The 12,214-nt window shown below is 44.3% G+C and carries 8 protein-coding genes; 1 reads left to right on the top strand and 7 read right to left on the bottom strand.

The window, feature by feature from the left end; genetic code table 11:
* Window positions 1-132 precede the first annotated feature (132 nt).
* Both G6N79_RS12070 and G6N79_RS12075 read right to left on the bottom strand, forming a co-directional pair.
* On the bottom strand, window positions 133-615 hold the full coding sequence (locus G6N79_RS12070) for a hypothetical protein (protein WP_103906302.1): 483 nt from the start codon (window positions 613-615) through the stop codon (window positions 133-135).
* A gap of 1,596 nt (window positions 616-2,211) precedes the next feature.
* On the bottom strand, window positions 2,212-3,345 hold the full coding sequence (locus tag G6N79_RS12075; protein WP_103906301.1) for a hypothetical protein: 1,134 nt from the start codon (window positions 3,343-3,345) through the stop codon (window positions 2,212-2,214).
* 213 nt (window positions 3,346-3,558) lie between these two features.
* Between G6N79_RS12075 and G6N79_RS12080 the strand changes: the two genes are divergently transcribed.
* Entirely contained in the window at window positions 3,559-4,869 is a 1,311-nt protein-coding gene (locus tag G6N79_RS12080) for a CitMHS family transporter (protein ID WP_103906300.1), read from the top strand.
* Window positions 4,870-4,978: 109 nt separating this feature from the next.
* Here G6N79_RS12080 and G6N79_RS12085 read toward each other — a convergent pair whose 3' ends face one another.
* From G6N79_RS12085 to G6N79_RS12105, 5 genes are all read right to left on the bottom strand, one after another.
* Window positions 4,979-5,749 (bottom strand): methyltransferase domain-containing protein, encoded by a 771-nt coding sequence (locus G6N79_RS12085; protein WP_103906299.1) that lies wholly within the window; start codon window positions 5,747-5,749, stop codon window positions 4,979-4,981.
* Between the two features lie 178 nt (window positions 5,750-5,927).
* Window positions 5,928-6,242: a hypothetical protein gene (locus G6N79_RS12090; RefSeq protein WP_103906298.1), complete on the bottom strand. Its 315-nt coding sequence runs from the start codon at window positions 6,240-6,242 to the stop codon at window positions 5,928-5,930.
* Between the two features lie 2 nt (window positions 6,243-6,244).
* Complete coding sequence (locus tag G6N79_RS12095) at window positions 6,245-7,081, bottom strand: hypothetical protein (protein WP_103906297.1); 837 nt, start codon at window positions 7,079-7,081, stop codon at window positions 6,245-6,247.
* A 77-nt stretch (window positions 7,082-7,158) separates the two neighbouring features.
* Window positions 7,159-8,529 (bottom strand): hypothetical protein, encoded by a 1,371-nt coding sequence (locus tag G6N79_RS12100; RefSeq protein ID WP_103906296.1) that lies wholly within the window; start codon window positions 8,527-8,529, stop codon window positions 7,159-7,161.
* A gap of 205 nt (window positions 8,530-8,734) precedes the next feature.
* Entirely contained in the window at window positions 8,735-12,097 is a 3,363-nt protein-coding gene (locus tag G6N79_RS12105) for a TonB-dependent receptor (protein WP_160003731.1), read from the bottom strand.
* Between the last annotated feature and the right edge of the window lie 117 nt (window positions 12,098-12,214).

Below are 12,214 nucleotides of genomic sequence, written 5' to 3' on the forward strand. Positions count from 1 at the left end.
TATTTAACATAATATAAATTATAATGATTATGGGTGATTCTTTTTAATGGAAGTATTTAGCGTAATATTTGTTTATCTTTATTTGTAATTGACGTCTTAAAAATTGAATGACATACTAGAAACACTTCAGCATCAAACCACATCTTGCAGTCGTTCCGCATGGTATTCCTGATAATCTTTCCAGGTTCTATAGATCAATACGGCGATGAAGATCGTCAATTGCCAGGTCGCGTCCGCTCCAAATAGCGTTAATTCTTTATTCCTGACCAAATGGTTAAAAAATCCATTAACCACAAAAAACACGAAAAATCCGTAGATCAGGCTGCTCATAACGCTCAGGATCATTTTCTTTTGGATAGTTGTCAGGCTTTTTGACCAAATTTTCACTAACTGTTGAGACAGCATCGGAATAACAAGTGATAGTATATAAATTCCGGCGACAGCAAAAACGAGCAACATGATCTTGTTGAGGATTAGATTTCCCGAAAACAATACGCTTGACGAATGATCAGCATGCATCAGCAAGGGATCGATCAAAAACAGGTACAACAGGACAAAGACCCCAAAAAGGAAGATTTCCCGATTTTTGCTGATGAAATTTTTACTGGCTGTCATAAGTTTTATTATTGGTTTCGTTGTTATGAATATAGGGAATTTTCTTGAAGATAAAAAAAATATATTTTTTGTTTTAAAATGGGTGATAAATTCGGTTTTCAAGCAAAAAATGATTGGTTTCGAAGGAATAATGGATGATTTTCAGGATCAATAGGGTGTCGTTCAAAAATAGTACCTCCCCCTCTCCCCTTTCAGATTCCCAAAAATCTCCAAATTGCATTGATGAGTTGAACAGATTGGGTTTTTATTCCATCATCAAGAATTAAATACTTAATACGCAGGTTTTTATTGGTTTTTGTTTATATTTAAGCAATCTAAGCCCAAACCGAAAACTTTCCATCTATTTTAATGATTTCATCATGTTTTTGTTGAATTGTCGCTGAAATGCTAATGCCAACACGCTCTGGTATTTTTCTATTTGCAGTGTAATCCCCTTTTTATTTCTTTTTTCGTAAATGAGAGGATGCCTTGGATTGCGTTTCAAGGCTATCTGGACCTTGTCTGACATGCGTCCGAGGTGCGTGCGTGGTGTTTACGAGGTGAGAACGTGCTATAGACACGCTCTCACCACGCTCTGAGTACGCTCTCACCACGCTCTCATGTCGGACAAGGTCGGTAGTTTGATGGGGTTGGAATGGAAAGGGATTTTGGGTCGGTAACGTTTTAAATGGTTGTGGGGAGGTTTTTTGGGGGGGGATTTGGTTATGTAGTTTTTATAGTTACACCTCTCCGAGGTTGTATGGCGTATTATATGGCAATGCTAAAATAGTTACACCCCTAGTGGGGTTGCAAATCGTATTAAATTTCATTGCTAAAATAGTTACACCTCTCCGAGGTTGGATGGCGTATTAAATTGCGTAAGCTAAAATAGTTACACCCCTAGCGGGGTTGCAAATCGTATTAAATATCATTGCTAAAATAGTTACACCTCTACGAGGTTGTATGGCGTATTATATTGCCCAAGCTAAAATAGTTACACCCCTAGCGGGGTTGCAAATCGTATTAAATATCATTGCTAAAATAGTTACACCTCTACGAGGTTGTATGGCGTATTATATGGCAATGCTAAAATAGTCACCCCTAGCGGGGTTGCAAATCGTATTAAATATCATTGCTAAAATAGTTACACCCCTAGCGGGGTTGAAAATCGTATTAAATATCATTGCTAAAATAGTAACACCTCTACGAGGTTGTATGGGTGTTAGGTGATTTGCTAAAATAGTTACACCTCTAAGCGGTTTTTGGTTTGTAGCCTAAATAATAAATTAATTAAACCAATATGTGGGTTGTATTTAATAATACATATAAAGGAATCTAATTCTACCTAAACACATTTCTAAAAAATTACACATCTGGCAACCCCGGAGGGGTGTAACTATTTTAGAAAAGCCCCGTAACACACTCTACAACCCCGGAGGGGTGTAACTATTTTAGCAAAGTTGCTAGCAAACCATACAACCCCAGCGGGGTGTAACTATTTTAGAAAAGCCCCGTAACACGCTCTACAACCTCGGGGGGGTGAAACTATTTTAGCAATGTTGCTAGCAAACCATACAACCCCGGAGGGGTGAAACTATTTTAGCAATTCCCCCCATCCTACTCCCCTTTCAAAATCACATTGTCTTTAGGCTCCAGCAGGAGGATGCTTTCTTCGTTCAGGTAGTTCCTTAACTCACTATCCGTGCTGTCGTCCAGGGACTGGTACCGGAGCTCATAGCGTTTCCGGCGCTGGGCGGATTGCCATTCGATGATCTTGCACTGGCAGGCTGCATTCTGTTGGGTATTTTCGATTTCTTCGAGGGTGCCGCCATCGGCGATTTTCTGGTAGATGTTGCGGGTGGCGATGATATCGTCGCGATTATCGGATTCGAAGCTCCAGGTTGCCGAAATGGAGACCATGCGTTTGCTGCTGCTGTCCAGGCGGGCCAGGGAGTGGCTCGGTGAGAGGATCTCCCCGGTGGGAAGCCGACGGACGTAGCTGTGGATCGAGACGATTCCCGGCGAGTTGAAGGTCATGTAGCCGTAATGGTTGATGCTGGCGCCGTGGCGGATGAACTCGAAGCGCCCATTGCGGAACTTTACCTCCATAATGTTGTTGACATAGCGCCTGTAGCGGTCCTCTTCATTGGCGCGTGCCTGGGGTGCACCCGTATAGTAGAGCCAGATGCCCTCCAGCGCCTTGATCTCGGTCGCCGATGGACGGTAAGCCTCCGTATCGGCCGGCACCTGTTTACCCTGTTGCAGGTAGGCGAACAGCACGAACAGAAAGCCCAGGATACAGATGACGAGCATCCACAGCAAGGTATTGTAGGACACCCGGTCCTTCATCCGTGCCAATGCGGAAGTGGCAACTTCGGGATCAGTGGTGGCATTGGCGAGGCTTGCCGCACGGCCCTTCCCCGTCAGGTAGATGTAGCAGGCATCCAGCAGGTAAGGACGCGGCGATTTCACGATGCCGAAATAGGCATCCTTCAGCTGTCCGCCCGTGATGTCGTATTTGCGGTTGGGGTACTGCAGGTCTGCGCGCGGATCCGGCTCATAAGGGTCGTGCTGCAACTCCGCAGCCGTCTGTGGCAGCTTGTTGCTGATCAAGCTCAGGGTCTTTGCCAGGTTGCCGTAATTCTCCCGGTTGGTATTCTTGTTGATGAGGTCCCCCGTCTCCTTTTCATATTTCTCGATGACAAGGGCGAGCAATTCGCTCAGGTCTTCCCTGCCTGACAATGGATTCATAGCCTATTGGTATTCAATTTATTACTGGTTTCCGTAAAATTTCCGAAACTATCCTGGCGATTCCGAAACAACTTAGAAAGCGGCCAAAAGCCGATTATAGTGCTGTGATTTCTATATTCACCAAAATAAGCGTAAAGATAATTAATTCACTCGGCAAGGAGATTAATTATTTATTATGCAATTATTATTCTATAACCAATCATTCCAAATTCTATGTTAAGTATTATCGGTTTACTCACTATTTTCCTGATTGTTGTGCTGTTGATGGGCAAGCGGTTCTCTCCTGTTGTCGTGCTAAGTATCGTCCCGGTGCTCGCGGCGCTGCTGACGGGATTCTCCTTCGCCGAGATCGGCGAATTCTATATCGAGGGCATCAATAAGGTCACCGGCATCGCTGTGATGTTCATTTTTGCGATCCTATTTTTCGGAATCCTGCAGGATATCGGATTTTTTGATCCGCTGATCCGTTGGGTCCTTCGGTTGACGGGGTCCAACCCCATCGCGATTACCTGCGGTACGGTCGTGATTGCGGCCATTGCGCATATCGATGGGTCGGGAGCTTCGACCTTTCTCCTGACCATTCCCGCGCTCTTGCCTATTTACCAGCGCCTGCGCATGAGTCCCTACCTGCTGGTGCTATTGGTTGGCCTGAGCGCCAGTGTGATGAACCTGATTCCCTGGGCAGGCCCGATGGGACGCGCAGGCATTATCCTCGACCGGGATCCTTTCGATGTCTGGAAACCCTTGATCCCCGTGCAGATGATCGGTATGCTCTTCACTTTGGTCATGGCCATCTATTTTGGCTGGCGGGAAAAACAACGGATGTCTATTGCACAGGCTGCAGCAGAAGTTCCTGGAACGGAAAACAGTCCTCAAGTGCTGGATCCTGAAAAGCAACCCGATCGGAGGCAGGTCAAACCCCTATGGATCAATGCGATCTTGACCTTGGGAATTTTTACGGTGCTCTTTGCTGGGCTTCTTCCACCGGGTTTGCTCTTTATGCTGGGCTGCAGTGTGGTGCTGTTCCTGAATTTCCCGAAGAAGAGCGAGCAGATGGCCCGTCTGCAGGCCCATGCCCCAAATGCCCTACTGATGGCTTCCATTATTATGGTCGCCGGTTCTTTTATGGGCATCCTGAGTGCCAGCGGCATGTTGGAGTCGATTGCCAATGACCTGGTCGGCATCCTGCCCAAGGAGGCCATTTCCAACCTCCACTACATCATTGCATTCCTGGGCGTACCGATCGAATTGCTGCTGAGTACGGATGCCACCTATTTTGCGCTGTTCCCCGTTATTCAACAGATCGTCACAGAACACGGCGTCAATGCCACCACGGCGGTGCAGTATATGATGGTCGGCAATATCGTGGGCACATTCATTTGTCCATTTGCCCCTGCCGTATGGCTCGCCGTTGGCCTGGCCAATGTGGAACTGGGGAAATACATCAAATATGCCTTCTTCTGGGTTTGGGGACTTGGCATAGCCATGCTGATCACGATGTTTATGCTTGGGCAGTTCGTTTAAAGCACATGCCTCAATCCGCTGTTGTCCCTATGGGTATGTGGCAAATAGGATTGGGGGATTCTATTTCGTTCGTCAACCCTATGGAAAATTTAGGGGGTGGCGACCTGCCCTATCCCCTTTTTGTGCCCACCAAGAGCAAGCGCTTGAAGGCATAGATTGCGGGGAATTTTGGCCATGCGGCTGCGACGCGCTGCTTGAAAGCTTCGGTGAATTCGGCTGCCTGTTCGCTGTTCAACCGCTCCAGATAGGGAATCATGGCCGAGCCGGATATAAAATCCACCAATTCCTGGGGATCCTCGGCGATAATGGGATATACACGCATGCTGATATCCAGATCCAGCAGGCCTTCGTCAAAAAGGAGCTGTGCATAGGCATCCAAGTTGAGGACGGGTGACTCGCGAACAAACCCCTGCAGATAACCAGTAAAAGGATCTTCTTTGGCCAATTGCAGCAACAGCTGATTGAGTTTGTTTTCATCTTGAACGGGCATCTGTACAGCCAGCTGGCCTCCCGGTTTTACCACGGAAACCAATTCCTTAAAAAGCTTTTCGTGGCCATCCACCCATTGCAGAGCAGCATTGCTGAAAACCAGGTCCCATTGCTGGCCGGAGGCCAGGATCTCTTCGATGCCGATGTGCTGGAAGGTAAGTCGGCTCAAGTTATACGCTTGCGCTTGTGCCAACATGGTTGCCGAGGAATCGATGCCCAGCACGCTTGCTTCCTTAAAGTGCCGGGTCAGTATGGCCGTCTGCTCTCCGGTGCCGCAGCCTAGATCGATAATGGTTTTTGGATCATACTCCTTGAGTAAGCCCAAAAGGTCGTAGAAGGGTTTATACCGGATATCTTTAAATCGATTGTACAGTTCGGGGTTCCAGGGCATCACTTGCTGTTTAACGCGTTTAACTTATTATTTCGATTAAGCCTGCAAATTCAATTCCAAAAATATGATCCTGAATTGAGTTATTCGAATTGGGATCCGCTGAATCTTCCGGGCAGATGCTTGGGACTTAAACACAAAAAAGCCGGAAGATATTCCGGCTTTTTCAATTTACCCATAATCAACCCGTCAATCGATTCACCAGATTGACAATCATCTTGTACTTATCCGGTTTGATTTTCTTGAGTCTTAATTTTCGGAACGGCTGTGATACAAATCGAAGTCTTATCGATCGGGATTCGGCATGATATTCTTCTATGATCTTTTCAAGGTAATTCATGGTTTGGAGGTATTCTTGATGAAGCTCGACCATCCGGACTTTATTGTGTATCAAAGCATCTCGGTCCTTATCACGCCCCTCCTCAGCAAATAAAACCTCCATCTCTCGGATAACGTAGATGAGCTCGGCATGTTTGGATGAATTGATGGGACGCATAATTATTTGGATAAATACAATTTTAAAGGAAATAGGGTGGATACAGCACCATTTGGAAGCTCCATATAACTATTTGAATCCCAGTTATCAAGATTGACCTCCTTAATTTCTTTATTGTCAATATATGTATAGAGAACTTTAACGTCCTTAGAAAAAGGTATGTAGAAATACAAATCGTTGCCATCTGGAGACTTTACTGGAGTTTTATCTTCTCGAAGAACTTTTGCTTTCCATTTACCTACTCCACTATCTGAATAGTAATTTAAATATTTTATTTTTCTAAATCCTTCATTAAACTGGGTTGTAATATTAAAGATAGTATCTACAGGGTTTTCCGTATAGGTTGGATCCCATTGATTCCACTCTCCTACTCCGTCATAAAGTGCAATGTGAATTGGGCTTCCATCTGGTGAAAAGTATTTATTCTCATTATAAATATTTAGATAAAAACTATTATCGTCAGGTACTTCTACCCCATCCATTGGATGGTTAGTGAGTATTGCCAAGGAATCTATATTGTTTCCCTTTGCAAAGAGATAATAACTTTGGTAGGCTTTACTCATATCAAATTTTTTAGTTAATGTATTCTTTCCATAAACTAACGTTAATGCTAACGAATCTTCCCCATGGAACGGAATCTGATATGCCCCCCCAAGTTGGGATATTTCGAGAGGTTTCCCACTTAATAACAATTGTGAAATGTTTGCCCCACCTACGCTTTCGAATTTTATATATTTGATAGTTAGGGGGTTTTCAATATATTCTCCCTTTTTACAGGAAGTAACACAAGTAATGCAAAGAGCAAAAAATAATTGAATACAAATGTTTTTTTGAGTCATTGTGTTTTAAATTATGTGAGAATATACCTTACGGTATATCCTCACATGTGATTAGGATTTTACGTCATTAACCAATGTTAATAAGATTTAGGTGTAAACTGAGTCCAGCCAATGGTCCAAGGAGCTTGTTTAGGGTGAAATGCACCTTTATATGTCGTGGAACCATCGCCATACGCATGAGAACCAGCATTTGGACGTAAGTTAGCAGGATCAAATATTAAACTTGTAGCTGTTGTATAAAAAATATCGTTTCCTCCAGCCAAATTCAAATATCCAGCAGCTGTACCAGTAATACTTTGCTGATTTCCGGTTCCTGGTACTGTACCAACGAAAGCAGCAGTGTATGCATGGACAACGTTGTTGCTGAAGTTACCATTAGGACCGATGTTTTCAAAAGCGGCGCCTGTTCCATATCCTGCTATAATTGAATTGGTAATGTTCAACGATGATTTTCTTCTCCAACGGTTACCGAACTTCAAATTGGTCTTAGCTTTATCTGCGTCAGCATAACCCAGGAAAGTGAAGTTTTTCAATGTTGGTCTAGTGAATGGCAAAACTTCAGCACCATAACCATTGTTATCGGACTCTAAACCATTTGAATCTGAACGACCAGGATTCGATGTACTGAAGGTTGAGTTAGGATCCTTTAGGGAAAGACCGTTGGTGATCGTTCCGGTGTAGCCATAATCAAAGTCAAAATCATCGTCGTCATTGGATAATGCAACAAGGTTTTTGGCATTTACGGTTCCACCCAAGAATTCAAAACCATCATCTCTACCCCAAGACACCTGGATGTTTTCCAGAACTGTAGCTGAACCAACACCGCCTAAGGTAAGACCATTGATTTCGGTGTTTTCATTTAGGTGGTAACCTGCGAATTCAATACGAACATACTTCAAGGTTCCTGAATTATCGGCAGCATTCTTACCTCCATATGTAATATCAATAGGCAAAAGTTGTGGTAAACCCTCCATACGCATATTAGCCGGTTGGTTCGTAGGGGCTTCACCCATTAACATCAATCCTCCAAAGTCTCCAGACCATCTTTGCCCCACCGCTTTGTCCGAGGTAAAGACAATAGGTGCAGACGCTGTACCAACGGCCATGATTTTAGCACCTTTAGGGACCACAAGGACACCTTTAATGTGATGCACTTTGCTATCCATTGGGTCTAAATATTCCTTTACGGCTCCTGCCACCAAATACGTTCCCGCTTCGATGGTCAGGGTTTTGCCCGGTTTTACAAAGGATACGCCCGGAATCATCCAAATGGTATCCTTGGACAGGAAGTCTTTGGTGATAATTCCATTTACGTCAACCGGGATGGAGAATTTCGGCTTGGATGGAAGACCAGCATTTACATCACCCATTGGTGTGTTGATTGCATCTTTGTTACAGGCTGTTAAACTCGCCGCAAGTAGCGCAAAGAATAAAATTGAGTTTTTCATTTTTTAGTTTTTTTTGTTGACCGAATTTTCTGTATGCAAAGTAAATTAAGGGACGGCTTTAACCTTAACTCACTTTTTAATTACAGCGTTTCTTTTCTCCTTTGTTGTTTTTTTGTTTTTCCTGGTTCTTCACTTTTAAAATGGCCCAACCTTTGGGAACTTTTCTTGTTTAAAGAATTCAAGCGTTTACTGTAATTGTTGTTTCTTAAAAATTATAGGTGACGGAAAGACTAAATCGTCTTCCATTCCTTTTTCTGTAGACGATGTAATCGTAATCGTCTTTATTGAACTTTAAATCGCCCTTAATACTATTAACTTTTTCCACATCCCTACTATCGTGTATTGGGTTTAAATAATAGGATGTCCATTCGTTCAACAGATTGGCCATATTCAGTTTGGCTTCCATTTTTCCTTTGAGGAACCGCCCATAGATTTGGAAATCCACTTGTCGGGGAGCATTTTCAAATTGTACCTGAGATATGTCCCGTGCTGTCAAAAAGGTGCGGTATCCGCGATGGTTGTAGGATGCGGTTGCGCCAAATGATTGCCCCCAATAACCGATACCCAGATTGATCAACCAGGGTGATTGACCCAATAGCGGGCGATTTTGATCGGGCATCTTTTCCTGATACCTCACCGCCTCTTTATTGGGCTGGAGTTTAGTATCATAAGGTGACAAGACTTGCACCGTTGATTTCAGTAAGGTTCCATTGGCATACACAAAGAAATCTGCCAACCAATCTTTATCCCCCAAGAAGGTCATATTCTTCCGAGCTTCGAATTCCAACCCTAAATTGGTTGCAGATTCCATATTTGCAAAAATGTAGGCTGGGTACGCCGTATTGTCACTAATCAGTTCAATAGGTTTATCCAGGTATTTGTAATACCCTGTCACCGAAATGATTTCCCCCGGGCTGGGGTACCATTCAAATCGAAGATCCGTGTTGTCGATTAGTGTACTTACGACATGCTCTCCTGAAATGGTGGCATCGTACTCAAAATCATAAAATCCGAAGAAGGAAGTTTCCCTAAAATCTGGGCGGATGGCCGTCTTTGAATAGGAAGCTCGAAGATTGATTTTATCGGTGAGCGAAAAGGTGGCATTGATGGAAGGTAACCAGCGCACATCCTTATCCTTCACCAAATCTTTTGCATAAACAGAATTTCCCTCTTCAAGTGTGCTAGGAATTGGAGAATCATCCCTTTTTGAGACCATATCCTGCCTATTGGAGAGATCAAAGTATTCCAACCGGACCCCATACACCAAGCGGATAAAGTCATAAATTTTTTGGTCGGCCATCACATAGGCAGCATGTGATTTCATGGCGCCGTCATAGACCTTTCCGCCTGACACCTCGGGCATGTATATGGCCTGAATTGGACCAAACCCGATATTCGGCTCCCGATACAATTGATCATATTTCATATTTGCTGAAGGGACTACATTATTCGTGTTTTCTATCCAGGAACGGGTATAGGGAAATACGCGTTGTACCCAAAGGTTTCTGTTCTTGCTCCAGCCTTGGTAACCAACTTTAAAGAGCGAAGAAAAGTGGGTGGAAAAATCTATGCTTCTGGAAAAACCAAGTGCCCAATTGTAATCGGTTTGATTAATGGACGTCCACATTCTGGAATCTAAAGAAACCAAATTGTTACCTATCGAATTCGCTTGCATTATATTCGGCCTTTGGAATAGGTATTCTCCATCAAGGATGGTCGTAAGCCAATATTTAAATTTTCGCTCATCCAAGATCTGTTGCTTGATCTTATTGATCGTAAACATCGCATCAGCCTTGATATTCCATGGCAAGAGGTAATCGCCCGTTAATTGATGCTGCTGCAAGGAAAGAGCTTCTGGTAGTTGGTAGTTTTCTAGGTGTATCCCGCCATTATTTGATAAATCATTATAGGTTAGCCGGATACTTTCATTGTAATTGTCAGCATAGGTACGGGCATACATATTTTTTAATGCGACCTTAAAGTTTTTACCCTGCAAGCCAAGGTTTGCAAGAGCGCCGGAACTGCTGTTGAAGCGGTAGGATTTACCTCCACCGGCTTGCCCGATTCCCGTACTGTCTATCCAGGTTAACGGTTTGGACTCGGAATTTGGAGCTGAATTGCGTACGTTGTTGAAGTCAATTATATTTTGTTCATTTCTAAAGTTAGCGCTTGCTGAAAAGCCAAACTTCATGTCGTTCTTCAGGTCGTACAATCTACCCATGGATAAGCGGATATTTTGGTTAGGCATCCCCTTATAGCTATACTTTTTTAAAGGTTCTGAATTAAATCGCTTCGTCTGTTCCACTGCATCCAAGGAGCCGTAGGTTAAATCTTTTCGATCAAAGCTTAATGGCAAATCCTTCACCCTTGGATCGGTTTTATCGCCAAGTGGCATTAAGTCAGATCTTAGGGCATCTTGGTGCATGTACCAGGATAAGATCCCTTCTGGAAGCTTTGCAGATTTATCGAAGAAACCAAAATACTCTAGGTTTGATCGTTCTCCCAATCGATAGAAATTTTTGCCCGTTGTCTGGGAATTCCCGCCGGACCCGATCTGTATAGAGGTAAAGTTCTTGTCCGGGATGTCCATGGTATTGATCGAAACCTGTCCACCGGAGAATTCCGAGGACACATCGGGTGTTGCAGTTTTATTGACGACCACAGCACTGACCATTTCCGTTGGGATGATGTCGAAGGCGAAATCCCTTTTACTTTGGGAAGTACTCGGCAGCGTAACGCCATCCAGTTGTGCCTGATTGTACCGGTCGGACATACCGCGCACCACTACGGAGCGGTTATCGATGGTGGTCAACCCTGTAATGCGCTTCAGTACCTGCCCCATATCGTTGTCGGGGGTTCTGGCGATCTGCTCGGCGGAAATACCATCTGTCACCGTGGCAGCGTTCTTCTGTGCTGCGTACAGACCGGCCACGGACGCTTTCTTGAACGTGGAGCGAACCGTTATGGTTTCGATGGAAGCATTGGATTCTTTCATGGTGATATTCAGGCGCTGGGTTTCGCCGGCGGAAATCCGGATATCGGAAATCTGCTGGGTCTGGTAGGAAACATAGCTGACCTGAATGCTATAGGTGCCCACTGCCAAAGGAATGGAATAGGTACCGTCAATGGCGGATTGTACGGAGACATTGGCGCCGAGCACACGGATGGTAGCTTTCGGTAGCGGATTGCCACGATCATCGATAATACGGCCCGATAGGCGTCCCGGTTGCTGTACGACAGGTCTGTTTGCTTCCCGCTGGACGGCGATCAGGTTTCCTTTGGGTATAAACTTAAGGCTGTTGCGCTTGCCCAAATTCTTGAACAGACTTTCCAAAGAATAATCTCCCTTGGGGGTAAATCCGAGGTTCATGCTCCCGATTTCCTTGGTAAAGGCGAAGGCGTAGTTGGTTTGTTCTTCAACGGAATGTAAGACCTGATTGACGGTACGCTGTTGGCTTGATAGGCGTACATAGATCTTATCAAAATTTTGTGAGTTTGCCCGCTCGGCCAGCAATACTCCTATACCACTCAGGTGTAGGACGAGTAAGATAAATGTGAATCTTGTCATGCGAAACAAGAGGTTAATTGCATTCTTTTTTGTAAAATTGTGCATACTTTATTTTTGGTTTGTTTTTGAGAAATTGACGAATCGAAGAATTTTGTAGGGCGGAGGTGTGGCAGCACT

It is taken from the genome of Sphingobacterium lactis, from assembly GCF_011046555.1.
In the GTDB taxonomy this organism is placed as follows: Bacteria; Bacteroidota; Bacteroidia; order Sphingobacteriales; family Sphingobacteriaceae; genus Sphingobacterium; species Sphingobacterium lactis.

What these genes read in the sequence shown, in the direction of transcription:
- G6N79_RS12070 (WP_103906302.1), bottom strand. Translation starts at nt 615, where the DNA reads ATGACAGCCAGTAAAAATTTCATCAGCAAAAATCGGGAAATCTTCCTT.
- G6N79_RS12075 (WP_103906301.1), bottom strand. Translation starts at nt 3,345, where the DNA reads ATGAATCCATTGTCAGGCAGGGAAGACCTGAGCGAATTGCTCGCCCTT.
- G6N79_RS12080 (WP_103906300.1), top strand. Translation starts at nt 3,559, where the DNA reads ATGTTAAGTATTATCGGTTTACTCACTATTTTCCTGATTGTTGTGCTG.
- G6N79_RS12085 (WP_103906299.1), bottom strand. Translation starts at nt 5,749, where the DNA reads ATGCCCTGGAACCCCGAACTGTACAATCGATTTAAAGATATCCGGTAT.
- G6N79_RS12090 (WP_103906298.1), bottom strand. Translation starts at nt 6,242, where the DNA reads ATGCGTCCCATCAATTCATCCAAACATGCCGAGCTCATCTACGTTATC.
- G6N79_RS12095 (WP_103906297.1), bottom strand. Translation starts at nt 7,081, where the DNA reads ATGACTCAAAAAAACATTTGTATTCAATTATTTTTTGCTCTTTGCATT.
- G6N79_RS12100 (WP_103906296.1), bottom strand. Translation starts at nt 8,529, where the DNA reads ATGAAAAACTCAATTTTATTCTTTGCGCTACTTGCGGCGAGTTTAACA.
- G6N79_RS12105 (WP_160003731.1), bottom strand. Translation starts at nt 12,097, where the DNA reads ATGACAAGATTCACATTTATCTTACTCGTCCTACACCTGAGTGGTATA.